We start from the raw sequence: 25,786 nt of genomic DNA on the forward strand, positions 1-25,786 counted from the left end.
CGTCTGCCGCTGCGCCCAGTAGGCTGGACTGTCGTGGCTCCCACACTCTGGGCGATCAGTGACCTGCACACGGGTCACACCGGCAACAAGCCGGTCACCGAATCGCTGTACCCGTCGTCACCGGATGACTGGCTGATCGTCGCCGGTGACGTCGCCGAGCGCACCGACGAGATCCGGTGGTCGCTGGACTTGCTGCGCCGCCGGTTCGCCAAGGTGATCTGGGTGCCGGGTAACCACGAGTTGTGGACCACCGGCAAGGACCCGATGCAGATCTTCGGCCGGGCCCGCTACGACTACCTGGTCAACATGTGCGACGAGATGGGTGTCGTCACACCCGAGCACCCGTTCCCGGTCTGGACCGAACAGGGCGGCCCGGCGACCATCGTGCCGATGTTCCTGCTCTACGACTACACATTCCTGCCGGCCGGTGCGACCACCAAGGCCGAGGGACTGGCGATCGCCAAGGCCGCCAACATCGTGGCTACCGACGAGTTCCTGTTGTCCAGCGAGCCGTACGCGACCCGCGACGCATGGTGCCGGGATCGGTTGTCCTACACCAGGAAACGCCTGGAAGATCTGGACTGGATGACGCCGACGGTGCTGGTGAACCATTTCCCGATGCGCCGCGAACCGTGTGACGTGATGTTCTATCCGGAGTTCTCGCTGTGGTGTGGCACCGTCGAGACCGCCGACTGGCACACCCGGTACAACGCGGTCTGCTCGGTATACGGCCATCTGCACATTCCCCGCACCACCTGGTACGACGGGGTGCGCTTCGAGGAGGTCTCGGTGGGATACCCACGAGAGTGGCGGCGCCGCAAGCCCTATCGATGGATGCGCCAGATCCTGCCCGACCCGCAATACGCGCCCGGCTACCTCAACGACTTCGGCGGACACTTCGTCATCACCCAGGAGATGAAGGAGCAGTCCGAGAAGTTCCGGGACCGGCTGCGTAGCCGTCGCGGATGAGCGAGCTCATGCGGGCGGTACTGCCCGAGATCACCGGCCTGGTCTACGCGGAACTGTACGACGATCCACCCGACCTTGCGCCGCTTCCCGAGGAAGAGCCCCTGATCGCCAAGTCGGTGGACAAGCGGCGCAACGAGTTCGTCACGGTGCGCCACTGCGCCCGGATGGCCTTGGCGGAACTTGGCCTACCACCGGTTCCGATCCTCAAGGGGGACAAGGGCGAGCCCTGCTGGCCCGACGGAGTGGTCGGCAGTCTCACCCACACCCAGGGCTACCGCGGGGCCGTCGTCGGCCGCAGCGAGTCGGTGCGATCGGTGGGCATCGACGCCGAACCGCACGGAGTGCTGCCCGACGGGGTGCTCAACGCCATCAGCCTGCCGGCCGAACGCTACGAGATCGCCACGCTGCCCGGCGGGCTGCATTGGGACCGGATCCTGTTCTGCGCCAAGGAAGCCACCTACAAGGCCTGGTTCCCGCTGACCCAGCGATGGCTGGGGTTCGAGGACGCCCACATCACCTTCGACGTCGACGCCACCGGCCTGCGGGGCCGCTTCGTGTCGCGGATCCTCATCGACCCGGCCGCCCGGTCCGGCCCGCCGTTGAGTCAGTTCGAGGGCCGCTGGTCGGTGGGTGGGGGCCTGGCACTGACGGCGATCGTGCTGTGAGCGCGCCCGCCCCAGCACCCGGAATCGTTGTCGTCGACAAACCCGCCGGCATGACGAGCCACGACGTGGTGGGCCGCTGCCGGCGGATATTCGGCACCCGCAAGGTCGGCCACGCCGGCACCCTGGACCCGATGGCCACCGGTGTGCTGGTCATCGGCATCGAGCGGGCCACCAAGATCCTGGGCCTGCTGACGGCCACCTCCAAGACCTACACCGCCACCATCCGGCTGGGCCGGTCCACCAGCACCGATGACGCCGAAGGTGAAGTACTGCAGGATGTTTGCGCCGAACACGTCACCGACGGGCAGATCGAGGCGGGGATCGCGGCGCTGCGCGGCGACATTGCGCAGCGGCCGTCGTCGGTGAGCGCGATCAAGATCGGCGGCAAGCGCGCCTACCAATTGGCCCGCGAAGGCCAAGAGGTCGAGTTGGCGGCACGTCCCGTGCGCATCGACCGGTTTCACACCCTGGACACCCGACGCGACGGTCCGTTCGTCGACCTCGACGTGGAGGTGGACTGTTCCTCGGGAACCTATATCCGCGCGCTGGCCCGCGACCTCGGCGACGGCCTGGGCGTCGGGGGATATCTGACGGCGCTTCGGCGTACCCGGGTCGGCGGGTACGGTCTCGACCACGCCCGCACCCTCGAGGCGCTGGCCGAGGACCCCCAGCTCAGCTACTCCCTCGACGACGCCTGTCTGCTGGCGTTCCCGCGCCGTGATATCACCGCCGAGCAGGCCGACGACGCCGGCCACGGCCGGCCGCTGCCACCGGCGGGTATCGACGGTGTCTACGCCGCGACAGCCCCGGACGGACGGGTGATCGCTCTGCTGCGCGACAAGGGATCTCGCACCACCTCGGTGGTGGTGATCAGGCCCGCCACGCTCTAGAGGAGCCGCGCCGGCTCGGGGGCTGGCCGGTCCAGCGGATGTGTGCGCGGGTGAAGGCCGCCGTCTCGGAGTAGCCGAGCCGCCGGGCGGTCTCCTCGACGGTGAAGCCGGAGTCCAGCAGCTCGGCGGCCAGCGTGGCGCGAACCTCGTCGAGCAGGGCGCGAAAGCTGGTTCCTTCGGCAGTGAGCTTGCGGTGCAGGGTGCGCTCGGTGATGCACAGCCCGCGGGCCACCTCGGCCATCGACGGAATCTGCGCGGAGTTCTGGATGATTCGCGATCGCACCGCCGCGGCGACACCGCGACGGGTCCGCCGCCGGTCGAGCAGTTGCTCGCACTCCCGGATGCAGATGGCCGCGGTCTGGGGGTCGGCCGCGGGCATGGGCTGATCGACGAGGTCGGCGGGGAACACTAGGGCGTTGCGTGGTCCGGTCCTGACGCGGATGGTCAGCGAGCCGGTCTCGACGGTGTCGACCGGCAGCCTCAGATTGGTCAGTTCGACGCGAAACGACATCGGCGGGTGCTGCGACCCGATCAGCATCGGGAACAGTCGCACCGCCATGGCGAAATCCCGCTCGATCAGGAATTGCCGGACGTCGGAGGGGATTTGGGTGTCATCGATCGCGACGACGGCTTCGTTCCCGATGATCTCGGGTGCGGCCAGGCTCAGGTAGGAGGCCGACAGTGCGCTGTAGCGCCAGGCGACGTCGACGGCGTCGCCGAACGTGGGACTCGACATCAGGGCGTAGCCCAGGATCCCGGTGTCGGCCAGGCTGTAGCGCGATCCGGCCTCCATTCCCAATCCGGCCCGATTTCCCAAGCGGGCGATGATGTTTCGGATGATGGCCAGTTCCTGCGTCGGGCTGATCTCCCCGGTCGGGTCGAGCAGGTCGTCGGCGGACAGGCCGGTTCCGGCCAGGCAGATCGCGGCATCGAGTCCGTGCTGTGCGGCCACCTCGACCACATGGCGGCCCGTTGCCGACGGACGCGCGATCTCGAGTCCGGACAGGGCAGCCATGTGTCCGAAAGTATCAAGATGATGTCTGAATCGGGCATTCTTTCGACCGCGGCATGTTCCTAGCCTCATCGGTATGTCGACTGACGTGTTGAGAACGCCGCCCCGTGCCATCGCCGCGGCTGCCCGATCCTCGGTGTCCGATCTGTGGCGGCCCGTCGCCACCGGCGCCTACCGCGACATTCGCCGGCCGCGCGCTCAGGCCGCCTCGCCCGGTTTGCCGCGCACGACCTTCGATCCGACGCTGCCCGACAACATCGCCAACCCCTATCCGGCGCTGGAGCGGATCCGCGAACACCCCGTCGTCGTCAACGAGCGTCTCGGGGTGTGGATGCTCGGCCGCCACGACGACGTGCACGCCGCCGCACGCAACAGCGAAGCGCTGTCGTCACGGGAGGGAATCACCCTGCGCGGCTACAGCCCGAAGGTGGTGTTGCTCGCCGATCCACCGGACCACACCAGGTTGCGCCGGGTGGTGGCACCGGCGTTCACCAAACGAGCGGTCAACCAGTTGGCCTCGGACATCGAAACCCTCGCCGATGAGTCCATTGCGGCGTTGCGCAGTGGCGAGGTCGTGGATCTGGTCGACGCACTCACCGTTCCGATGCCGATCAACGTCATTGCCGCCATCCTCGGTGTGCCGCGTCGGCAGTGGCCGGCCTTCCGCGAGGTGTCCAATCGCTTTGCCCAGGTTTTCGCGCCCCGGTCGTTGTGGGAAGTGACCCGGACCATCGGGTCGAGCCTTCAGGGGTATCTGCAGATGCATGCCCTGATGGAGTCCGAAATGCGGCGCCGGACAACCCATCCGGCTGAGGACCTGCTCACCAGGCTCCAGGCGGGCCGGGCCAACGGCGAGCTCTCCGCGAGCGAGGCTTTCCTGTATTCGGTGATCCTGTTGGTGGCCGGCAACGAGACCACGACCAACCTGCTGGGCATGCTGCTGATGCGGATGGCCCAGGATCAGGACCTGTTCGACGCGCTCAAGGCTGACCGCGAGCTGGTGCCGAACGCGGTCGAGGAGGCCGCCCGATGGGGGTCACCGGTGCAATGGGTGACGCGGGTTGCCACCCGCCCTTATGAGGTGGGTGGGACGGTGATTCCGGCCGGCGGCAGGGTGATGCTGCTGTACGCCTCGGCCAACCGCGACCCGGACAAGTTCCCCGAGCCGGATCGGCTGGACGTCCACCGCGACACCACCGGGCATCTGGCGTTCGGTCACGGCCTGCACTTCTGTCTCGGAGCGCACCTGGCCCGGCTGGAGACGATCACCGCGGTGAACCACCTGCTCGACGCGGTCGACGGACTCGAGGTGGCGGGACCGGTGCGGTGGGGGACCACGCCGTCGCTGCAGGGGCCGGCCACCCTGCCGGTGCGGATCCGGCGTCGACTGTGAAGCCACTGCGAAAAGCCGGCCGCAAAACCGCAATGAGCGCACACTCGGCGCATCGGGCAGCCTAGGAGGCGACGACCCAGATCGCTTGGGCGGCAGGGCTTCCCAACTCGACAGTGCTCAGTTCTCCGTCGGCCGACTGGACCGAGACCGAGATCATGCCGGCGAAGTCGCGCCGTGCGATGACCTGCAGGCGAGAGTCCAGGCTGATGCCGACGGCGTCGAAGTAGCGCAGCATCTCCGGGTCGGCGTCGGAGATCCGCGCCACGGTCGCGATGTCGCCGTCCGAGCACGCCGATAGCTGGCGGGCCGGCGGGGTGGGTACCCGGCCGTCGGCGCCCGGAATCGGGTCGCCATGCGGGTCTCGGGTCGGGTGTCCCAGCTTGGCGTCGATGCGATCGAGCATCATGTCGCTGACCGCGTGCTCGAGGATCTCGGCTTCGTCGTGCACCTCGTCCCAGCCGTAGCCCAGTTCACGCATCAGGAATGTCTCGAGCAGCCGGTGCCGGCGCACCACCGCCAGCGCGGCCGCGCGGCCGCGCTCGGTGAGCGTCACGGCGCCGTACTTCTCGTGATGCACCAGGCCCTGATCGGCCAGCCGGCGGATCGATTCCGAGGCGGTGCTGGCCGACACGCCGAGCCGTTCGGCGAGCAGCTTGGTGCTCACCTTCTCGTGCGACCACTCCTGGGCGGTCCAGATGACCTTGAGGTAGTCCTGGGCGACCATGGTCAGGTCACGCACCCCGATGTTGGGGTTCTGGTCAGGACTCACACCCGAAAGTTTAGGCATTCATTACCTGATCTGGGGATCTAGCGCTCCGGTCGGCGACCATGGGTCGTAGGCTTGGCCACGTGGAGCGGTGGCGGGGACAGGAAGACATCCCCTCGGACTGGGGCCGGTGCGTACTGACCATCGGGGTGTTCGACGGTGTGCACCGTGGACATGCCGAACTGATCGCCCGCGCGGTCAAGGCCGGCCGGGAGCGCGGTGTGCCGACGGTGCTGATGACGTTCGACCCGCACCCGATGGAAGTGGTCTTTCCCGGAAGCCACCCGGCTCAGCTCACCACGCTGGCGCGGCGCGCCGAGCTGGTCGAGGAACTCGGCATCGACGTCTTCCTGGTGATGCCGTTCACCACCGACTTCATGAAGCTCACCCCGGAGCGCTACGTCCACGAACTGCTGGTCGAGCGGCTGCACGTCGTCGAGGTGCTGGTCGGGGAGAACTTCACCTTCGGCAAGAAGGCCGCGGGCAACGTCGCCGGCCTGCGCAAGGCCGGTGAGCGGTTCGGGTTCGCCGTCGAGGGTATGTCGCTGGTCTCCGAACATCACCGCAGCGAGTCCGTCACCTTCTCGTCGACCTACATCCGCTCCTGTGTCGACGCCGGCGACGTGGTGGCCGCGGCCGAGGCGCTAGGCCGCCCGCACCGCGTGGAAGGTGTGGTGGTCCGCGGTGACGGCCGGGGCCGCGGGCTTGGCTTCCCGACCGCCAACGTCGCACCCCCGATGTATTCGGCGATCCCGGCCGACGGCGTCTATGCCGCCTGGTTCACCGTGCTGGGCCACGGCCCGATCACGGGGTCGGTGATCCCGGGGGAGCGCTACCAGTCAGCGGTGTCGGTGGGCACCAACCCGACGTTCTCCGGTCGCACCCGCACTGTGGAGGCGTTCGTCCTGGATTCCGAGGCTGACCTCTATGGCCAGCATGTGGCGGTCGACTTCGTCAGCCGTCTGCGTGGTCAGCTGCGGTTCGACTCGATCGACGACCTGGTGCTGGCGATGGGCAAGGACACCGACAAGGCTCGCCAGATCCTGTCCACGTCGTAGTAGCCGTACTCAGTGCGCATTCAGCTGGCGATCAGATCGTCGATCTGGTTGATCGCCGAGGTGGCGCCCTCGATCACGCCCATGTCCAGCACCGTCTGCAGCGCCTCGGCTGAGGCGTAGGTGGTGACATAGGTGGCGCGGGTGCCGCCGTCGTGCTCGGTGAAGGTGAAGACGTTGCACGCCACCGGCAGCTCGGGGTTGGGGGTGAAGTCCAGGTCGGCGAAGCCGTCGGTGAAGGTGAAGCTCCTCGGCTCGTCGACGGACGTGATCTCCCAGTACCCGGCGTGCTGGTCGCCCTGCGGTCCGGTCATGACATAGGTGACCCGTCCGCCGGGGCGAAGGTCGTGGTCGACGACGGTGGCCGGGTAACTCGGCGGCCCCCACACCTTCTCCAGCTGGCGGGGATCGGCGTAGATCTGCCAGATCCGCGCCACCGGTGCGGCGAAATCGGCGGTGATGGTCAAGCTGAGGTTGTCGAGGTCGTGCTGCACATCGGTCACGGGCATGGGTCAGTCCTCCTGGGTCGGGTCCGATGAGATGAGTTCGTCAATGCGCGCGACGCGTCCCCGCCAGATCTGCTCCAGCTCGCCGAGCATCGAGGCCACCGACCGGACCGCGTCGACATCGCCGCGCGCCAACTGCTCGCGTCCGTGCCGTCGTTTGGTCAGCAGCCCCGCCTTCTCCAGCACGGCAACGTGCTTCTGGACGGCAGCGAAGCTCATCTCGTATTTCAGTGCGAGCGCGGACACCGAGTGCTCACCGGCCAGGGCGCGGCGCAGGATGTCGCGTCGCGTCCGGTCGGCCAGTGCATGGAACAGGGCGTCGGCCCGGTCCTCCTCGTCCACGATCACACCTGACAACATACAACCGATTAGTTGTATGTTGTCAAAGGTTGGCCGCTGACCTGCCGCGATTTCAGATCCCGGTGGGCCCGCTGCTACAGTTCTGGGCGACACGGCATGTGCTGCAGTCCGCGGCGGCCTTGACCGAATCCCCAACGCGGCACCGATTGATGGAGATGTTTTCGTGGCGTTGACTGCCGAGCAGAAGAAAGAAATCCTGGGCTCCTACGGTCTGCATGAGACCGACACCGGTTCGCCGGAGGCGCAGGTCGCGCTGCTCACCAAGCGTATTTCCGACCTCACCGAGCACCTCAAGCAGCACAAGCACGACCACCACTCGCGGCGCGGTCTGCTGCTGCTGGTCGGCCGTCGCCGCCGGCTGCTCAAGTACGTCGCCGATGTCGACGTCGCGCGCTACCGCTCGCTGATCGAACGGCTGGGTCTGCGCCGCTGAGCGCATACCCCGCCGTGTAACATGGGGTCGTTGCGCGCCGCCTAGCGGCGCGAACAATCGGGTGCGGTTCACGCACATCCGCGTGTCCCGTTCCCGCGTGTCATAGCGAAGCTTCCCTGATCGGGCGGTCTTCGGTAGTGGCTGCCGGGCCCCAATCTCAACCCGGGGAGTGCCCGGCCGCTTCGATCGACGGCCGTAGCCGCATCACGGTGCAAGCATCGTCGTACCCAGATCTCTGGGTTCATCTGTGACATCGCGAAACAGCTGAATGCAGAAAGGCTGTACGGACGTCTATGTCTGTCGCAGAAATCGACGAAGGCGTGTTCGAATCGACCGCCGTCATTGACAACGGGAGCTTCGGCACCCGCACCATCCGCTTCGAGGCTGGCCGGCTGGCCCAGCAGGCCGCCGGCTCGGTTGTCGCCTACCTCGACGACGAGACCATGCTGTTGTCGGCGACCACCGCCAGCAAGGCCCCCAAGGAGCACTTCGACTTCTTCCCCTTGACGATCGACGTCGAGGAGCGCATGTATGCCGCCGGGCGCATCCCCGGTTCGTTCTTCCGCCGTGAGGGCCGCCCGTCCACCGACGCGATCCTGACGTGTCGCCTGATCGACCGGCCGCTGCGCCCGTCGTTCGTCTCGGGGCTGCGCAACGAGATCCAGGTCGTGGTCACGGTGCTGAGCCTGGATCCCAAGGATCTCTACGACGTGCTGGCGATCAACGCCGCCTCGGCGTCCACCCAGATCGCCGGCCTGCCGTTCTCCGGCCCGGTCGGCGGCGTGCGCGTCGCGCTCATCGAGGGAACCTGGGTTGCCTTCCCGACCGTCGAGCAGCTCGAGAACGCCGTCTTCGACATGGTCGTGGCCGGCCGGACAGTCGGTGATGGCGACGAAAAAGACGTAGCGATCATGATGGTCGAGGCCGAGGCCACCGAGAAGGTCATCGAGCTGGTGGCCGGTGGCGCGCAGGCGCCGACCGAGAGCGTGGTCGCCGAAGGCCTGGAGGCCGCCAAGCCGTTCATCGCCGCGCTGTGCGCCGCGCAGAGTGAACTGGCCACCCGCGCCGCCAAGGAGACCGCCGACTACCCGGTGTTCCCCGACTACGCCGCCGATGTCTACGACGCCGTCGCGCACGTCGCCTCCGAGCCGCTGTCGCAGGCGCTGACCATCGCCGGCAAGCAGGAGCGTGACGAGCGCACCGACGAGATCAAGCACGAGGTGCTCGGCGAGCTCGGCGAGAACTTCGCCGGTCGCGAGAAGGAAATCGGCGCCGCGTTCCGCTCGCTGACCAAAAAGCTTGTGCGCCAGCGCATCATCACCGACCACTTCCGCATCGACGGTCGCGGCATCACCGACATCCGGGCGCTGTCCGCCGAGGTCGCCGTGATTCCGCGGGCCCACGGTAGTGCGCTGTTCGAGCGTGGCGAAACCCAGATCATGGGTGTCACCACCCTTGACATGGTCAAGATGGCCCAGCAGATCGACTCGCTGGGGCCGGAGACCTCCAAGCGCTACATGCATCACTACAACTTCCCGCCGTATTCGACCGGTGAGACCGGCCGTGTCGGCTCGCCCAAGCGCCGCGAGATCGGCCACGGCGCGCTGGCCGAGCGGGCGCTGATCCCGGTTCTGCCCAGCGTCGAGGAGTTCCCGTACGCCATCCGCCAGGTGTCCGAGGCGTTGGGTTCCAACGGTTCGACGTCCATGGGTTCGGTGTGTGCCTCCACCCTGGCGCTGCTGAACGCCGGTGTGCCGCTCAAGGCCCCGGTCGCCGGTATCGCGATGGGTCTGGTGTCCGACGAGGTCGACGGTGAGACCCGCTACGTGGCGCTCACCGACATCCTCGGTGCCGAGGATGCCTTCGGCGACATGGACTTCAAGGTCGCCGGTACCAAGGACTTCGTCACCGCACTGCAGCTGGACACCAAGCTCGACGGCATCCCGTCGCAGGTGCTGGCCGGTGCGCTGGCGCAGGCCAAGGACGCGCGGCTGACCATCCTCGAGGTGATGGCCGAGGCCATCGACGCCCCCGACGAGATGAGCCCGTACGCCCCGCGCGTGACGGCGATCAAGATCCCGGTCGACAAGATCGGCGAGGTCATCGGGCCCAAGGGCAAGATGATCAACGCGATCACCGAGGAGACCGGCGCCTCGATCTCCATCGAGGACGACGGCACGGTGTTCGTCGGTGCCACCGACGGCCCGTCGGCGCAGGCGGCGATCGACAAGATCAACGCCATCGCCAACCCGCAGCTGCCCAAGGTCGGCGAGCGGTTCCTCGGAACGGTGGTGAAAACCACTGACTTCGGTGCCTTCGTCTCGCTGCTGCCCGGTCGCGACGGCCTGGTCCACATCTCCAAGCTGGGCAAGGGCAAGCGGATCAACAAGGTCGAGGACGTCGTCAAGGTCGGTGACAAGCTCCGCGTGGAGATCGCCGACATCGACAACCGCGGCAAGATCTCGCTGATCCTGGTCGACGAAGAAGGGGCAGCCGCTCCCGCAGACGCACCGGCGCCTGTCGATGCCGATGCCGCGACTGCCAGCAGCTAACGCGCTTCGCCGCGGCCGGCACGCCGATGAGGCGCCGGCCGCGGTTCGGCGGACCGTGCTTCCGGGCGGTCTTCGCGTCGTCACCGAATACGTGCCGTCGGTGCGGTCGGCCTCGGTGGGAGTCTGGGTCAACGTGGGTTCCCGCGACGAAGGCCCCACCGTGGCCGGTGCCGCGCACTTCTTGGAGCACCTGCTGTTCAAGGCCACTCCGACGCGCACCGCGGTGGATATCGCGCAATCGGTGGACGCCGTGGGCGGTGAGCTGAACGCGTTCACCGCCAAGGAGCACACCTGTTACTACGCGCACGTGCTCGACGAGGATCTGGAACTGGCCGTCGACCTGGTGGCCGATGTGGTGCTCAACGGCCGCTGTGCGGTCGACGATGTCGAACTGGAACGCGACGTGGTGCTCGAAGAGATCGCCATGCGCGACGACGACCCGGAGGACGCCCTCGGGGACGTTTTCCTGTCGGCCATGTTCGGCGACCACCCGGTCGGGCGGCCGGTGATCGGCAGCGTCGACTCGGTGTCGTCGATGACCCGCACCCAACTGCATTCCTTCCACGTCCGCCGCTACATCCCGGAGCGGATGGTGGTGGCGGTGGCCGGCAACATCGACCACGACGAGGTCGTCAGGCTGGTACGGGAATACTTCGGCGCCAAGCTGATTCGCGGCCGCGCGCCGCGGCCACCGCGCAAGGGCAGCGCCCGGTTACCCGGGCGGCCCGGACTGGTGCTGCTCAACCGGGACGCCGAGCAGACCCACATGTCACTGGGCGTGCGGGTGCCGGGCCGGCACTGGCAGCACCGCTGGGCGCTGTCGGTGCTCAACACCGCCCTCGGCGGTGGGCTGAGCTCGCGACTGTTCCAGGAGATCCGGGAGTCCCGCGGTCTGGCGTACTCGGTGTACTCGAGCATCGACACCTTCTGCGACAGCGGCGCCCTATCGGTGTACGCCGGTTGCCTGCCCGAGCGGTTCGACGAAGTGGTGCGGCTGACCACCGAGGTTCTCGAGGCTGTCGCCCGCGACGGTCTGACCGAGGCCGAGGTACGGATCGCCAAGGGGTCGATCCGCGGCGGCATGGTGCTGGGCCTGGAGGACTCCGCCTCGCGGATGAACCGGCTGGGCCGTAGCGAACTGAACTACGGTGAGTACCGCAGCGTGGCCAGCACCCTCGACCAGATCAACGCCGTCACGCTCGACGAGGTCAACGCAATAGCCCGCGAACTGCTCTCACGTCCCTTCGGGGCCGCTGTTCTGGGGCCGGTACGATCGAAACGGTCCCTGCCGAAACCACTTCGACGGATTGCGAGTTAGCGCTTGACTTTCAGCCTGCCTGATCTGGCCGTTCCCCTTCTCGGAGCGCCGATGGCAGGCGGTCCCAGCACGCCGGCTCTGGCTGCCGCCGTGTCCAGTGCCGGTGGGCTGGGCTTCCTGCCCGCGGGATATCTCAGCGCACAGGCCTTTGCCGACTCCATCGCCGCGGCTCGCGCGCTGACCGGTGGGCCGCTCGGGGTCAACCTCTTCGTGCCGCAACCCTCGGTGGCCGACGCCGAAGCCTTGGCGCGCTACCGCGAGCAGCTGACCCCGCTGGCGCACAGTTACGGCGCCGAGCCCGGCGCCACCCGCCCCGACGACGACGCCTGGCAGGCCAAGCTCGAGGTGGTGGCCGATCTTGTGCCGGAGGTCGCCTCGTTCACCTTCGGCTGTCCGGAGCCGGAAATCCTTGCCGCACTTGCTGACCGAGGTGTGCTGACCGCCGTGACGGTGACCTCGCTGGACGAGGCGGGGGTCGCGGTGGCCGCCGGAGCCGGCGCCCTCGTGGTGCAGGGACCGGAGGCCGGTGGGCACCGCGGCACCTTCGATCCGGCGAGAACACCCGGTGACCAGCCGCTGGATTCACTGCTGAGCGCGGTCGTCGCGGTCCACGACATCCCGGTGATCGCCGCGGGCGCGATCGCCACCGCCGCCGACGTACGCCGGGTACTCAGGCTGGGTGCGCACGCCGCCCAGGCCGGGACCGCATTCCTGCTCAGCGACGAGGCGGGCACCAATCCCATTCACCGGCAAGCATTGTCGGACCCACGGTTCACCCACACGGTGGTCACGTGCGCGTTCTCCGGGCGCTACGCCCGCGGCCTGGCCAACGGCTTCACGGACCGCTTCGATCCGATCGCTCCGCTGGGCTACCCGGAGGTCAACCAGATGACCGGGGCCATGCGCCGCGCGGCGGTGGCCGCCGGCGACGCGGACGGCACCAATCTGTGGGCGGGCACGGCGTGGCGGAGGACCACGCCGGGTAGCGCCGCCCAGATCGTGGCGGCCCTGACCGACGAGCTGTGATGACGTTCTCGCGTCGCCGACTCCTGCTCGCTACCGCCACCGTGGCGGCCACTACCGCCGCTGCGGCATGCGGGAAACCCAGCTACACCCCGCCGAACCACAGTGACCCCGCCGAACCGCCGCCGCCACTGGACGAGCGAATCGGCATGCTGGAGCGGCGCCACAACGCCGTCGTCGGTGTCTACGGTGCGAACCTCGACGCGAAATACACTGTGGCACATCGCGATAATGACATGTTTGCGATGTGCTCCACCTTCAAGGCCTACCTGTCGGCTCGGGTGTTGCAGAAAGCCCAGCGCGGTGAACTGCGGATCACCGACACTCTGGTCGTTGACCCCACGGCGGTGCTGCCCAACTCGCCGATCACGGGTCCCAAGGCAGGCAGCGCCCTGTCGTTGGCGCAGCTGTGCCAGGCCGCTCTGCAGCGCAGTGACAACACCGCCGCCAACATGCTGCTGACCGTGATCGGTGGTCCGCAGGAGATCACCGCGTTCGCACGCTCGATCGGTGATGAGCGCACCCGGCTGGACCGCTGGGAGACCGAGCTGAACTCGGCACTGCCCGGCGACCCGCGTGACACCAGCACCCCGCGCGCACTCGGCGGTGGCTTCCGTGCCATCCTCACCGGCGATGTGCTCGACGAGGTGCATCGCCGCCAGTTGGAGGACTGGATGCGCGGCAATACCACCTCGAGCATGCGAGCCGGCCTGCAGCCGGGCTGGGCCACCGCCGACAAGACCGGCAGCGGTGCCTTCGCCAGCACCAACGATGTCGGAATCGTGTTCGGGCCCAACGGGGAACGCATCCTGCTGGCGGTCATGACCCGCACCCGGTCGGACAACGCCGACGCCGAGGCGCTGCGGCCGCTGATCGCCGAGGTGACGACGCTGGTGCTGCCGACCCTGCGGGGACAGGGCTGACGGCGGTGCACCCGACGGACGATTGCCCCTGCGGTTCCGGTGAACCGTTCGGCCGCTGCTGCTTGCCGCTGCACCGGGGCGAGACGCAGGCCCAGACCGCCGAAGCGCTGATGCGGGCCCGCTACAGCGGCTACGCCGTGGGCGATCTCGACTACGTCTGGCAGACCTGGCATCCGCGCACCCGGCCCGCCGAGCTCGGTTCCGATCCCGGCCTGATCTGGATCGGTCTGCAGATCCTCGACACCGTCGACGGCCAGCCGGGGGACCAGACCGGTGAGGTCGAATTCCGCGCCCGCTACCGCGCCGGCGGCCGGACCGGGACGCTGCACGAGCGCTCCCGGTTCGCCGTGCGGGCCCGGCGCTGGTTCTACGTCGACGGCGACCTGTTCGACTGAGGTACGGCTAGACCCGCGGCTGTTGTTGGGTGATGCAGTGGATGCCGCCGCCGCGGGCGAAGATCGGGCGCGCCTCGACGGTGACCACCCGGCGGCCCGGGTAGGCCTCGGCAAGAAGGTCACGGGCGTGCGCGTCGGCCTCGGGCTCGCCGAAACCGCAGGCGATCACACCGTCGTTGACGACGAGGTGGTTGATATAGCTCCAGTCGACGAAGCCGGCCTCGTCGCGGATCGTTGCCGGAGCCGGGATGTCGATGATCTCCCAGCTGCGCCCGGCGGCGTCGGTCGTCGTCTCCAGGACGGCCCGCAGCGCCCGGGTGATCTCGTGGTCGGGATGCTCGGGGTTGGGCTGAGCGTGCACCAGGAGCCGGCCCGGCGACGGGATGGTCGCCACGATGTCCACGTGGCCGTTGGTGCCGAAGTCCTGGTAGTCGCGCGTCAGCCCGCGCGGCAACCAGACCGCATGGGTGGCCCCGATCGTGCGGGCCATCTCGGCCTCCACCCGCTGCTTGTCTGCGTGCGGGTTGCGGCGCGGGTCCAGCTGGACCGTCTCGGTGAGAAGGACGGTTCCCGCTCCGTCGACGTGGATGCCCCCGCCTTCGTTGACCAGCAGCGAGCTCACCAGTTCGGCACCCTCGTGTGCGGCGATGAGCCGCCCGAGTTTGGCCGACTTGGTCCACTCGGCCCATTGCGGCGATCCCCAGCCGTTGAAGATCCAGTCCACCGCGCCCAGGACTCCGGGACGGTCGTCGTCGACCACGAAGGTGGGTCCGCAGTCGCGGAACCAGAACTCGTCGACCGGAGCTTCGACGATCTCGATGTCTGCCGACAACATCCGTTGTGCCCGAACGGTTTCGGTGGGGTCGACGATCATGCTGACCGGTTCGAACTCGGCGATCGCGTGCGCGACCTCCGCCCAGGCGGAATAGCCCTCCTGCCGTGCGGCATCGGTGTCACCCAGGGTGTAGCCCTCGCGGGGGAAGGCGATCCACGTCTTGTCGTGGGGGGCAGTTTCTGAGGGCATCCGCCAGGACATCGATACCTGCTTCGTTTCCGAGTCGGCCGCGTGGGCCATTGCGCCGCAACGTACTAGGCGGCTTGCGGCTACGTCAACTGGGTGCCGGCGTGCTAGGCGGGCCGTGCGGAGGCCACCAGCATGGACAGCCCGCGCTCGAATGCCCGGGTGGCAATCGGATCGTCGGGGTCCTCGTTCTGCAAGGTCGAGTACGCGGCGGTGAAGCGCGGGAAGTGCTCCTCCTGCCCGGTCGGATCGAAGACGACAGTGGGCCCGGACATGTCCAGAACGCTGCCGAGGATGAACGATTCGAACGCCGTCAGCAGCGGGAGTACCTCGGCGCTCGGCCATCCGACGGATTCGGCCGCGATCACGAAGTCCTCGTAGCCCGCCAACAGCACCGGCGCGGAGGCGCGGGTGGTCATCAGCAGCGGGATGGCCCGGGGATGCCGGGCGAAGGCCCGCCGGTAGGACCGCGCCCATGCGAGCAAGCCGTCCTCCCAGGGCAATTCGCGCAGGGGAGCCGAATCGATCTTGGCGGATACCAATGCCCGGACGTCCTCGACCATCGCCGCTCGGTCGGGCACGTGGTTGTACAGCGAGGTCGGGTTGACGCCCAGCTTCTGTGCCACCCGTCGCATGCTCGCGCCGTCGGCACCGAATCGATCGACCAGCGCCAGTGCGGTCCTGGCGATGAGATCTCGGTTGAGTATCGGACGAGGTGGTCGAGCGATGGCCGGTCTCCTCTCGGGCCTACCCAGGGTACCGCCGTCGCGGGGCGCTGACCGGCAGGTCTATCGACGGATTCAAACCGACAGTGTATGTTTTAGGCGGCGGAGACGCTGCGCACCGGGTGCGCGTTTGACCGTGTTCATCCCTTCAGGCAAGGCGGATCGATGATCGCTGGCTCGTTCACCGTGGTGGAAGCCGATCTCGCACAGCTTCGGCGTGCCCTCGAGGACGGCACGGTGACCAGCGTGGAACTCGTTGCGCGCTACCTGAATCGGATTGGCCGCTACGACCGGTCCGGCATCCTGCTGAACTCGGTCCCGGTACTCAATCCCGCGGCGTTCGAGGAGGCGCGGGAGGCCGATCTGCGCCGCGCGCGGGGGCAGGCGTACGGTCCGATGGACGGCATCCCGTACACCGCGAAAGCCAGCTACAAGGTGCGCGGGCTGCCGGTGACGGCCGGTTCGCCGGCCTTCGCGGATCTGCTGGCCAACGACGACGCCTTCGCGGTGAGCCGGTTGCGCGCGGCCGGAGCGATCTGTCTGGGACTGACGAACATGCCGCCGATGGCGGCCGGTGGCATGCAACGTGGCCTCTACGGGCGCGCTGAAAGCCCTTACAACGCGGACTTTCTCACCGCGGCGTTCGGGTCTGGCTCGTCCAACGGCTCGGGCACCGCCACCGCGGCGAGCTTCGCGGCCTTCGGCCTCGGCGAGGAGACCTGGTCATCGGGGCGGGCTCCGGCGTCGAACAACGCGCTGGTCGCCTACACCCCGTCGCGCGGGGTGATCTCGGTGCGCGGCAACTGGCCGTTAGTGCCGACGATGGATGTTGTGGTGCCCCACACCCGTTCCGTCGATGATCTGCTCCAGCTACTGGACACCGTCGTCGCCGATGATCCGATCCGCGACGGCGACCTGTGGCGCCTGCAGGACTGGATCGACCTGCCGGCGGTCTCCGATGTGCGGCCTGAGTCCTACCCGGATCTGCCCGAACTCGCGCTGGCAGGAGTCCGGCTTGCGGTGCCACGGTTGTACATCAACGGTGACCCCGACAGTGCCTATCCGATCCACACCCGCGATTCGGTCATCGCGCTGTGGAATCGCATCCGCGACGACCTGACGGCCGCGGGTGCCGAGATCGTCGAGACCGACTTTCCTGTCGTCGAGAATTACGAAGGGCTGCACCCCGACTCGCGCACGATGGTCGAACGTGGTTTTGTGCCAGCCGAATTCCTCGACAGGGAGCTGGGAGAGCTGTCGATCTGGGCATTCGACACCTTCCTTCGGTCTATCGGCCAGGCTGATCTGCCCGGCTTGGCAGCCGTCGACGGGGACCGAATTTTCCCGGCTCCGACGGGTGCGTTGCCCGACCGGTACGGTGTCTTTGCGTTCGACATCGCCTACGATCTCGCCGAGTATGTGCCGCGTGCCCGCGAGGGCGTCGCGCCCTGGAATGAGATCCCGTCGATCGAGGATGGGTTGCGCGGCCTCGAGCACACCCGGCAGGTCGACTTCGAGACGTGGCTGGTCGAGAACCGCATCGATGCGGTCGTCTTTCCGGCTGTCGCCGACGTCGGCCCCGCCACCGCCGATGTCGACCCGGCGGCGGCGGATCTGGCGTGGCGCAACGGGGTTTGGGTGGCCAACGGCAACCTGGTGCCGCGTCATCTGGGTCTGCCCACGGTGACGATTCCGATGGGGACCATGGCGGATATCGGGATGCCGGTCGGGCTGACGCTGGCCGGCGCCGCGTACTCGGACACCACGTTGTTGCGGCTGGCCCGCGCGGTCGAGGCGGTACGCCCGCGGCGCACCGCACCCACCCGCACACCGCGGCTCGATGACGAGACCGTCTTCCACCAGAGCGGTTCACCCGCAGACGGCGAGCTGTCGGTCGACATCCTCGACGTGCACCTGAGCGCGGGGGATGACGGCGCGGTGCTCACCTTCGGTGTCGAGGTGATCCGCGGTGCGGCCGACGAGATCGCAGCGTTCGTCAACGGCGTTCGGGTACCCCTGGAGGGTGCACCCGGCCACGCGACCGCTCGGGTGGTACTGGGCGCCAGCGACGGTGCACACAGTGAATGGCGTCCGCCCTACGGGCCGTTGATCGTCGCGGTCGTGCACAGCCACGACGGCGCCGTCGCCGGCGCCGTCGCCACCACGGAGGGTTCGCCGCTGTGACGACGGACGTCTTCGACCTCTTCCAGCAGAACGCATTGGCGGCGCCGACCCTCGCTGTCGATGAAGTGCGCCAGTTGTTGTCCGACAGCTTCGGATTGACCGGCGATGTCAGCGAACTGGGCAGCCAGCAGGATCAGAACTTCCTGATTGCCGACGCCGGGGGCGCCGCACCGCTCGGTGTGCTCAAGCTCAGCAATCCAGCGTTCACCGAAGCCGAGATCGAGCTGCAGGAACTCGCCGCCAGAACCGTCGCCGAGCGTGAGCCGACACTGCGTATCGCCCGGGTGGTCGACGGACCCCGCGGGCCGCTGTCGGCATGGTGGAACACCTCGCAGGGCCGCCTCCATGCTCGTGTGATCGAGCACATCGGCGGGTCCACCCTGACCGGCTCGAAGTATCTGTCGCCGGCGACGGTGCGGCGGATGGGGGAGTTGGCCGGCAGAGTCAGCGTCGCGCTCGGCGGTGTGCAGCACGCGTCCTCCGGTCGAGTGCTGCAGTGGGACCTGCGGCATGCCGACCGCGTAATTGCGAAACTCCTTGACGACGAGCCTGATTCGACAGTCCGCGGTGTGATCGGTGCGGCCGTCGAACCGGCTCTGTCGCAGCTCGCCGCCGTCTCCTCGCAGCTGCCCATGCAGATCGGGCACTTCGACATCACCGACGACAACGTCGTGCTCGCCGACGGACCGTGCCCGCTGCCCGACGGCGTGATCGACTTCGGTGACGTCAGTGAATCCTGGGCGGTCAATGAGATCGCCGTTACCGTCTCGTCGTTACTGCATCACGACGGTCTGGCACCGGCCGACGCCCTGCCGGCTATCGACGGCTTCCATTCGCTGCGGCCACTCAGTGATGCGGAAACCGAGGCGCTGTGGCCGCTGGTGGTCCTGCGGGGCGCCGTACTCGTGCTCAGCGGGCGCCAACAGGTTCGAGTCGACGAGGGCAATGCCTACGCCCGTGCCGCACTGGACCGCGAGTTCCGCATCTTCGAGCAGGCTGCTTCGGTTCCACTCGAGGTGATGACGGCGGTGGTCCGACGGGCGTTGGGTTTCCCGGCCCCGTCCCGCCCGAGATGGACTGCACCGCCACTGATTCCCACGGCGGCTGCGGCGGTAATCCTCGACGCCACCACGACATCGTCGATCAACGACGAGGGGCGGTGGCTCACGCCGTCGGCGTTGACCGTTGCCGCGCTTGCCGCAGTGGACAGCGGGGCCGTCGCGGCGGTGGCGCCGGCGTGGTTGCCGCGACTCGCCGGTGCACCGGCCCGGACCCCGTCGGTGCCGGCCACGGTCCCGACCGGTCTCACCGTCTGGTTCGCCCATGACACCACCCTCGACATTCCCGCGGATGGCATGTGGCAGCGGACCCAAAGCGGCCTGACCGTGACGTCGGGCGAGCAGGTCGTCCGGTTCACCGGGTTCACCGCAACCGGACCCGTGCTGCCGGCGCGAACCGCGATCGATGTCCAGCTCACTCACGCGGCTGCCGGTGAGGTCCCGCTGCGGGTGGAACCGCGCTATGCCGACGGTTGGCGCGGTGTGGCCGGCGATCCCGCGCCGGTTCTCGGGCTGCCGGCCGTGGCAGCCGACGCGGCCGACGACACCCTGGAGCGTCGGGAGCGGGTGCTCGCCGAGGTACAGGAGCACTACTACGACCATCCACCCCAGATGGAACGGGGCTGGCGGGAATTCCTGGCCGACACCGACGGCCGTGTCTACCTCGACATGGTCAACAACGTCACCTCCGTCGGACACGCGCATCCGCGCGTGGTGGCCGCAGCTCATGACCAGATGCGGCTGCTGAACACGAACTCGCGCTTCAACTATCGCGTCATCACCGAGTTCGCCGAACGGATCTCGGCCACGCTGCCCGACGAGCTCGACACCGTCTTCTTCGTCAATTCCGGCTCGGAGGCAACGGATCTCGCCATCCGGCTTGCGATGGCCTCGACGGGGCGCTCCGACGTGGTCGCCATGCGAGAGGCCTACCACGGCTGGACCTTCGCCAGCGACGCGGTGTCGACCTCGATCGCCGACAACCCGAACGCCCTGTCCAGCCGGCCGACCTGGGTGCACACCGTCGACGCCGCGAACGCCTACCGCGGGGTGCACCGGGGCGCCGACGCCGTGCGCTATGCGCCGGAAGCCGTGCAGGTCATCGACGACCTGGCCGCTGCGGGAACCCCACCGGCCGGTTTCATCTGTGAGCCGTACTTCGGCAACGCCGGTGGCGTCGCACTTCCCGACGGCTACCTACAGCAGGTCTATGCGGCGGTGCGCCGCCACGGCGGTGTCGCGATCGCCGACGAGGTCCAGGTCGGCTACGGCCGCTTGGGTCGGTGGTTCTGGGGCTTCCAGCAGCAGGGCGTGCTGCCCGATATCGTCGCGGTCGCGAAGTCGGTCGGCAGTGGACAGCCGATCGGCGTGGTGATCACCCGTCGTGCGCTGGCCGAGCGTTACCGCACGCAGGGATACTTCTTCTCCTCCACGGGCGGCTCGCCGGTGTCCTGCGCCATCGGCATCGCCGTGCTCGATGTCATCGAGCGGGAGGGCTTGCAGGACAACGCCCGCGTCACCGGTGGGCACCTCAAGGACCGCCTGCTGTCGCTGGCCCAGCACTATCCGATTGTCGGCGCAGTCCACGGCACTGGCCTGTACCTCGGCCTGGAGTTCGTGCGAGATCGCTCCACCCTGGAGCCGGCCACCGAGGAGACGGCCGCGATCTGTGATCGCCTCCTGACATTGGGCGTGATCATGCAGCCGACCGGTGACTTCCAGAACGTGCTGAAGATCAAACCGCCGTTGTGCGTGTCGCGGGAATCGGTCGACTACTTCGTCGATGCGCTCGATCGGGTGCTGAGCACCGGCTGGTAGCCACCAAGTTTCCCGGGCGCGATGATTTCTCGGGGCCCCGGCAGTCAATCCACTACGGATCGACACATCGCCGAGAGGATCAGCCCGTGAGTCAGTACAACGCCCCCGTCGGAGCCCCCATCTGGTTCGACCTGGTCAGCAGTGATCCGTCGCGCGCCGCGGATTTCTATGAGGACATCTTCGGCTGGAAGCTCGAGGAACCCGCGCACCCGGAGTTCGGCGGGTATCGGAACTTCACCCTCAACGGCGCGCGGGTCGCTGGGCTGGCTCCGCGGATGTCGGAGACCGGCCCGGTCAACCTGTGGTCGGTCTACCTGCACGCCAGCGACGCTGAGGCCACCGTGTCGGCAGCGCAGGCCGCGGGCGCCACGGTGATCGTGCCGCCGATGGCGGTCGGCGAGCTGGGATCGATGACGGTGCTGGTGGATCCGGCGGGTGCCGCCGTCGGATTCTGGCAGCCTGGCACCCATCCGGGGTTCACCGCCTGGGGTGAGCACGGCGCGCCCTACTGGTTCGAATGCCAGAGCAAGGATTACGAGGCCTCGCTGGCGTTCTACCGCACCGTGCTCGGTGCCCGCATTGATGAGATTGGAACGGGCGGCGACCCGGATGCCGTCGGCCCGGACCGCTACGGGCAGGTCTTCATCGGCGAGAGTGCGTATTCGGGGATCATGGACGCGGCCTCGCTCATGCCCGCCGAGGTGCCGTCATTCTGGCAGGTCTACATCACGGTGGACGACGTGGCCGTGACGGTGGCGCGCAGCGAAGCACTCGGCGCACAGCTGTTGATGCCCGTCGAGGACACCCCCTACGGAACCCTGGCGGCGATCAAGGACCCGTTGGGGGCGCTGATCTGCCTCGGCCATCCGCCGGCCGAAATGGCTTGAGCCCGAACAGCAACGAACCGGGACGCTCCATGAGCTGTCCCGGTCCGCTGTGGGGCAGTGAGCCGTTGGCTCACATGAGGTTTCAGGCCAGCAGGCCGGCCGGATCGGTGAAGGGCAGCTCGAGGTCGTGGGCAACCTCGGCGTTGAGCAGCTGACCCTCATGGGTCGACAGGCCCTTGGCCAGCGCCGGGTCGGCCAGGCAGGCGTTCTGCCAGCCCTTGTCGGCCAGCTTCAGCACGTACGGCATGGTGGCGTTGGTCAGCGCGTAGGTCGAGGTGCGCGGCACCGCGCCGGGCATGTTGGCTACGCAGTAGAACACCGAGTTGTGGACGGTGAACGTCGGGTTGTCGTGCGTGGTGGGCTTGGAATCCTCGAAGCAACCACCCTGGTCGATGGCGATGTCCACCAGCACCGAACCCGGCTTCATCTGAGCCACAGTCTCATTGGTGACCAGCTTGGGCGCCTTGGCGCCCGGCACCAGCACCGCGCCGATCACGAGATCGGCCTGCTTGACGGCATCCTCCAGATCCAGCCGCGAGGAGTAGCGGGTCTCGATGGCGCCGCCGTACTCGGCGTCGATCTTGCGCAGGATGTTGACGTTGAGGTCGAACACGGTGACGTGCGCGCCCATGCCCCAGGCGACGGCGGCGGCGTTGTCGCCGGCCATACCGCCACCGATCACCACGACGCGGGCCGGGGCAACACCGGGGACACCGCCCATCAGCACACCGCGCCCGCCCTGGGTGCGCATCAGGTGGTAGGCGCCGACCTGAGCGGACAACCGACCGGCGACCTCACTCATCGGGGCCAGCAGTGGCAGCGCGTTGTCCGCAGTCTGGACGGTTTCGTAGGCGATCGAGGTGGTGCCGGAGGCCAGCAGCGCATCGGTGCACGGGCGCGACGCCGCCAGGTGCAGGTAGGTGAACAGGGTCTGGCCCTTGCGCATCCGGCCGTATTCGGCCTCGATGGGCTCCTTGACCTTCAGCAGCAGATCGGCCTGGGCCCACACGTCGTCGGCGCTACTGACGATCTGGGCGCCGGCACCTTTGAAGTCGTCGTCGGTGATGGCCGAGCCGTCACCCGCGCCGGCCTGGACCAGCACGTCGTGGCCGCGGCGGACCAGTTCGGACACGCCGGCCGGGGTGATGGCGACGCGGTACTCGTTGTTCTTGATCTCGGTCGGGATGCCGACGCGCATGATCGCTCCTTGTTCGGATGGTGGCTTGTAAGAATTGTGAAGAAGCTGCGGAGTTTAAGCAACGAGGTTGACAAAAATTCACTAGAGTGTCGCCATGGGTGAAGGATCTGCGAAATCGTTGAGCACTTCTGGGGTTGCGCCGAAGGATGTTCGGGCCGAGTTGGACGATGTCGACCGGCGCATCCTGGCCCTGCTGCACTCCGACGCCCGGATTTCCAACAGCGCCCTGGCTGACGCCGTCGGCATCGCCGCGTCGACCTGCCACGGCCGGGTGCGACGGCTGCAGGATCTCGGGGTGATCCGCGGGTTCTACGCCGACATTGATCCGGTCGCGATCGGGTTGTCGCTGCAGGCGATGATCTCGGTGAGCCTGCAGTCCAATGCCCGTGGCAAGATCGGCACCTTCATCCAGCAGATCCGGCGCAAGCCGCAGGTGATGGACGTGTACTTCCTGGCCGGCGCCGACGACTTCATCATCCACGTGGCCGCGCGCGACACCGACGATCTGCGTGCGTTCGTGGTGGAGAACCTCAACGCCGACGCGGATGTGGCGGGCACCCAGACCTCGCTGATCTTCGAGCATCTGCGAGGTGCCGCCCCGCTGTAGTGCGGCGGTGGTGCGGCGCGACAGTAACCTCACGGCGGCCGAACTCCCCAAAAGCCGCCGTGAGGTTACTGTCGGCGAGCCGAGGATCCGGTTGATCGGGCGGCGGTGTGTGCTCTGGTCACCTTGTGGGCGTTTGCCGCCTTGGCGGGACGGCTCGTCGGCCGCGAGTCTGCCCGGGCCGATCGGGTCGCCGTCGCCGCCGAGGCGGGCGGTGTCGGATCGGGGATCTCCACGGGACGGTGGTAGGCCTTCTCGACGATGGGACGCAGTGCGTTGTCCAACGCCGGTGCCAGCGGTCCGGCCCAGGCGACCAGGGGCAGCGTGTCGTTGGGCACCCAGACGTAGGTGACCATCCCTGGGGCGCCATTCACGTCGGGGGTGTAGCGGACGTTGCGCGGATCGTTGAGGTCGACGTTCCAATAGGCTGTGTGGGTGGTGAACATGCCGACGACGGCATTGGCCACCGCCAGCAGGTTCGAGGTGTCATCGGGCCAATCCGCCCAGCCGTCGTACTGCCGGATGACCTCGGTGCCCCGGTAGGCGGTGTCCGGCGGCAGCCATGTCACACCCTTACCGTCGGTGCTCAGCCGCCGTCCCCCGTACGGGTTCTCCGGGTTACCGATCGATACCCACGACACCCGCGCGGGGTCGGGGGCGTGCGCCGGGTCGGCAGCCCACGTCCGCAGGTCGGAGTAGATGACCTGACCGCCCTGGCTGTGGCCGAACAGCACCACCTGCTCGTCGGCGGGAAGTCCGGCGATGGCCGCTCGGACGTTGGCGGCGCCCTGATCGGTGAAGGCGCCGCCGGGCAAGGCGAAGTAGTCGACCGGTTGGCAGCGGTTGGGCGACGCACACAGATCACCCCGGAGCTGGTGCGGGGTGAAATGCAGCAGATGCTGCATCCCCACGAGTCCACCCTCGAGCGTCAAGACGGTAGCGGCGCGACCCGGCGGAGCCGCCGCGATCAGGGCTGCGCTCACCACCGTTGCCAGTGCCGCGTGTTTGAGCATCTGACCTCCCCGCGCCGAGCCTAACGCCGCGAGGGGCGCGCTCGGGTCAGGATTCGGTGACGAACTCGGTGATGATGCGGGCCAGTTCGGGGCCCCGCTGTTCCTGGACGAAGTGGCCGGCGCCGGTGATCGTCGGATGCCGGCGTCCGCCCGCGCCGGGCACCTGCTCGGCGAACACCCGCTCCCATCCGCGGGTGGCCGGATCACCGTCGGAATAGGCTGTCAGAAAAGGCTTTTCCCACTCGTTCAGCACTGCCATGGTTGCCCGGCCGATCGCCGCGCCGGGGTCGTTGCGGGTCAGGGGGATCAGCGCGGTCAGCTGCCGCAGGCCGGCTTGGTAGCGGGCGTCTGGGAACGGCGCGTCGTAGCCGGCCAGCACCCCGGCGGCCAGCGGCCCGGCGACGGCGTCGACGAACATGCTCGCGGTGATGTCGGGTGTGCGGGCATAGAAGGCGATGTAGTCCAGCAGGGTCTCCTGCAGCAGCATCCGGTTGCCGTCCACACCGTGGTGAGCCCAGCCGAGGATGCCCGCCAGCGCCGGGTCGCAGGTGTGCAGGATGGTGTTGGTGGCCAGCACGCGGGCGAACCGATCCGGTTCGCGGGCCAGCACACTCAAACCGATTGGGCCGCCCCAATCCTGGACCACCAGCGTCACCTCGGTGAGGTTCAGTCCGGTCACCAGGGACCGGGCCCATCCGACGTGGCGGGCGAAGGTGTAGGCCGTCGGGTCCTCGGGTTTGTCGGATCGGCCGAAGCCGATGTTGTCCGGCGCGATCATCCGCAGACCCGCATCGGCCAGTGCGGTGATGACGTGCCGGTACAGGAAGGACCAGGTGGGCTGGCCGTGCATCAGCAGTACCACCGGGCCGTCGGCGGGTCCGGCGTCGACATAGTGCATGCGCAGGGATGGGAGCCCGCGGGCCTGCACCTCGAGGTAGTTCGGCGCGAACGGGTAGTCCGGGAGATTCGCGAACCGCTCGTCGGGGGTGCGCAGTACCTGCATTCCCGCACACTAACC

General features: G+C 68.0%; 24 protein-coding genes. 15 read left to right on the forward strand and 9 right to left on the reverse strand.

The window, feature by feature from the left end; all coding sequences use genetic code 11:
- Positions 1–33 precede the first annotated feature (33 nt).
- The 3 genes from G6N35_RS03020 to truB are packed head-to-tail and all read left to right on the forward strand — an operon-like array spanning position 34 to position 2,524.
- Complete coding sequence (locus tag G6N35_RS03020; RefSeq protein WP_163802899.1) at positions 34–969, forward strand: ACP phosphodiesterase PptH; 936 nt, start codon at positions 34–36, stop codon at positions 967–969.
- Positions 966–1,634 (forward strand): 4'-phosphopantetheinyl transferase PptT, encoded by a 669-nt coding sequence (gene pptT, locus G6N35_RS03025; RefSeq protein ID WP_163802900.1) that lies wholly within the window; start codon positions 966–968, stop codon positions 1,632–1,634. The genes G6N35_RS03020 and pptT overlap by 4 nt, the downstream gene beginning before the upstream one ends.
- A complete protein-coding gene (gene truB, locus G6N35_RS03030) occupies positions 1,631–2,524 on the forward strand; it encodes a tRNA pseudouridine(55) synthase TruB (RefSeq protein ID WP_163802901.1) in 894 nt (297 codons plus the stop codon). Before pptT ends, truB begins: the two co-directional genes overlap by 4 nt.
- Here the strand turns inward: truB and G6N35_RS03035 are convergent.
- The gene (locus G6N35_RS03035) at positions 2,505–3,539 is read right to left on the reverse strand and encodes an AraC family transcriptional regulator (protein WP_163802902.1); all 1,035 of its coding nucleotides are present in this window, start codon (positions 3,537–3,539) and stop codon (positions 2,505–2,507) included. The genes truB and G6N35_RS03035 overlap by 20 nt on opposite strands.
- A 73-nt stretch (positions 3,540–3,612) precedes the next feature.
- On the opposite strand from G6N35_RS03035, the gene G6N35_RS03040 reads away from it, so the two are divergent.
- The gene (locus tag G6N35_RS03040; protein WP_163802903.1) at positions 3,613–4,929 is read left to right on the forward strand and encodes a cytochrome P450; all 1,317 of its coding nucleotides are present in this window, start codon (positions 3,613–3,615) and stop codon (positions 4,927–4,929) included.
- A gap of 61 nt (positions 4,930–4,990) precedes the next feature.
- On the opposite strand, the gene mntR is transcribed toward G6N35_RS03040, so the two are convergent.
- Positions 4,991–5,716 carry a manganese-binding transcriptional regulator MntR gene (mntR, locus tag G6N35_RS03045; RefSeq protein WP_179967308.1) on the reverse strand — a complete coding sequence of 242 codons (726 nt, stop codon included), beginning with the start codon at positions 5,714–5,716 and terminating at the stop codon, positions 4,991–4,993.
- A 62-nt stretch (positions 5,717–5,778) separates the two neighbouring features.
- Here mntR and G6N35_RS03050 point away from each other — a divergent pair, with 62 nt between their 5' ends.
- Positions 5,779–6,753, forward strand: coding sequence for a bifunctional riboflavin kinase/FAD synthetase (locus tag G6N35_RS03050; protein ID WP_179967309.1), 975 nt, complete (start codon positions 5,779–5,781; stop codon positions 6,751–6,753).
- Positions 6,754–6,773: 20 nt separating this feature from the next.
- On the opposite strand, the gene G6N35_RS03055 is transcribed toward G6N35_RS03050, so the two are convergent.
- Both G6N35_RS03055 and G6N35_RS03060 read right to left on the reverse strand, forming a co-directional pair.
- On the reverse strand, positions 6,774–7,259 hold the full coding sequence (locus tag G6N35_RS03055) for an SRPBCC family protein (protein WP_163802906.1): 486 nt from the start codon (positions 7,257–7,259) through the stop codon (positions 6,774–6,776).
- Positions 7,260–7,262: 3 nt separating this feature from the next.
- Entirely contained in the window at positions 7,263–7,616 is a 354-nt protein-coding gene (locus G6N35_RS03060; RefSeq protein ID WP_163802907.1) for an ArsR/SmtB family transcription factor, read from the reverse strand.
- A gap of 163 nt (positions 7,617–7,779) precedes the next feature.
- On the opposite strand from G6N35_RS03060, the gene rpsO reads away from it, so the two are divergent.
- The 6 genes from rpsO to G6N35_RS03090 all read left to right on the forward strand — a co-directional run bounded on the left by rpsO (position 7,780) and on the right by G6N35_RS03090 (position 14,260).
- Entirely contained in the window at positions 7,780–8,049 is a 270-nt protein-coding gene (gene rpsO, locus G6N35_RS03065) for a 30S ribosomal protein S15 (RefSeq protein ID WP_059020502.1), read from the forward strand.
- Positions 8,050–8,342: 293 nt separating this feature from the next.
- Positions 8,343–10,601, forward strand: coding sequence for a polyribonucleotide nucleotidyltransferase (locus G6N35_RS03070; protein WP_163802908.1), 2,259 nt, complete (start codon positions 8,343–8,345; stop codon positions 10,599–10,601).
- A complete protein-coding gene (locus G6N35_RS03075) occupies positions 10,579–11,919 on the forward strand; it encodes a M16 family metallopeptidase (protein ID WP_163802909.1) in 1,341 nt (446 codons plus the stop codon). The genes G6N35_RS03070 and G6N35_RS03075 overlap by 23 nt, the downstream gene beginning before the upstream one ends.
- Positions 11,920–11,922: 3 nt before the next feature.
- Positions 11,923–12,945, forward strand: coding sequence for a nitronate monooxygenase (locus G6N35_RS03080; RefSeq protein WP_163802910.1), 1,023 nt, complete (start codon positions 11,923–11,925; stop codon positions 12,943–12,945).
- Positions 12,942–13,865 carry a class A beta-lactamase gene (gene bla / locus G6N35_RS03085; protein ID WP_407664501.1) on the forward strand — a complete coding sequence of 308 codons (924 nt, stop codon included), beginning with the start codon at positions 12,942–12,944 and terminating at the stop codon, positions 13,863–13,865. Before G6N35_RS03080 ends, bla begins: the two co-directional genes overlap by 4 nt.
- 5 nt (positions 13,866–13,870) lie before the next feature.
- Entirely contained in the window at positions 13,871–14,260 is a 390-nt protein-coding gene (locus G6N35_RS03090) for a YchJ family protein (protein ID WP_163802912.1), read from the forward strand.
- A gap of 7 nt (positions 14,261–14,267) precedes the next feature.
- Here G6N35_RS03090 and G6N35_RS03095 read toward each other — a convergent pair whose 3' ends face one another.
- Both G6N35_RS03095 and G6N35_RS03100 read right to left on the reverse strand, forming a co-directional pair.
- Positions 14,268–15,296 (reverse strand): agmatine deiminase family protein, encoded by a 1,029-nt coding sequence (locus G6N35_RS03095; protein WP_163802913.1) that lies wholly within the window; start codon positions 15,294–15,296, stop codon positions 14,268–14,270.
- A 92-nt stretch (positions 15,297–15,388) separates the two neighbouring features.
- The gene (locus G6N35_RS03100) at positions 15,389–16,036 is read right to left on the reverse strand and encodes a TetR/AcrR family transcriptional regulator (protein WP_322790635.1); all 648 of its coding nucleotides are present in this window, start codon (positions 16,034–16,036) and stop codon (positions 15,389–15,391) included.
- A 135-nt stretch (positions 16,037–16,171) separates the two neighbouring features.
- Here G6N35_RS03100 and G6N35_RS03105 point away from each other — a divergent pair, with 135 nt between their 5' ends.
- From G6N35_RS03105 to G6N35_RS03115, 3 genes are all read left to right on the forward strand, one after another.
- Entirely contained in the window at positions 16,172–18,190 is a 2,019-nt protein-coding gene (locus tag G6N35_RS03105) for an amidase (protein ID WP_163802915.1), read from the forward strand.
- Positions 18,187–21,066, forward strand: coding sequence for an aminotransferase (locus G6N35_RS03110; RefSeq protein WP_246224186.1), 2,880 nt, complete (start codon positions 18,187–18,189; stop codon positions 21,064–21,066). Before G6N35_RS03105 ends, G6N35_RS03110 begins: the two co-directional genes overlap by 4 nt.
- A gap of 86 nt (positions 21,067–21,152) precedes the next feature.
- Positions 21,153–21,953: a VOC family protein gene (locus tag G6N35_RS03115; protein WP_163802917.1), complete on the forward strand. Its 801-nt coding sequence runs from the start codon at positions 21,153–21,155 to the stop codon at positions 21,951–21,953.
- Between the two features lie 82 nt (positions 21,954–22,035).
- Here the strand turns inward: G6N35_RS03115 and ald are convergent, their stop codons facing one another.
- Complete coding sequence (ald, locus tag G6N35_RS03120; RefSeq protein WP_163802918.1) at positions 22,036–23,151, reverse strand: alanine dehydrogenase; 1,116 nt, start codon at positions 23,149–23,151, stop codon at positions 22,036–22,038.
- Between the two features lie 94 nt (positions 23,152–23,245).
- Between ald and G6N35_RS03125 the strand changes: the two genes are divergently transcribed.
- The gene (locus tag G6N35_RS03125; RefSeq protein ID WP_163802919.1) at positions 23,246–23,758 is read left to right on the forward strand and encodes an HTH-type transcriptional regulator AldR; all 513 of its coding nucleotides are present in this window, start codon (positions 23,246–23,248) and stop codon (positions 23,756–23,758) included.
- A 65-nt stretch (positions 23,759–23,823) separates the two neighbouring features.
- On the opposite strand, the gene G6N35_RS03130 is transcribed toward G6N35_RS03125, so the two are convergent.
- The gene (locus tag G6N35_RS03130) at positions 23,824–24,768 is read right to left on the reverse strand and encodes a PE-PPE domain-containing protein (RefSeq protein ID WP_163802920.1); all 945 of its coding nucleotides are present in this window, start codon (positions 24,766–24,768) and stop codon (positions 23,824–23,826) included.
- Positions 24,769–24,814: 46 nt separating this feature from the next.
- Positions 24,815–25,771 carry a haloalkane dehalogenase gene (locus G6N35_RS03135; RefSeq protein WP_163802921.1) on the reverse strand — a complete coding sequence of 319 codons (957 nt, stop codon included), beginning with the start codon at positions 25,769–25,771 and terminating at the stop codon, positions 24,815–24,817.
- Positions 25,772–25,786 lie beyond the last annotated feature (15 nt).

The sequence above is a fragment of the Mycolicibacterium anyangense genome (assembly GCF_010731855.1).
Classification (GTDB): Bacteria; Actinomycetota; Actinomycetes; order Mycobacteriales; family Mycobacteriaceae; genus Mycobacterium; species Mycobacterium anyangense.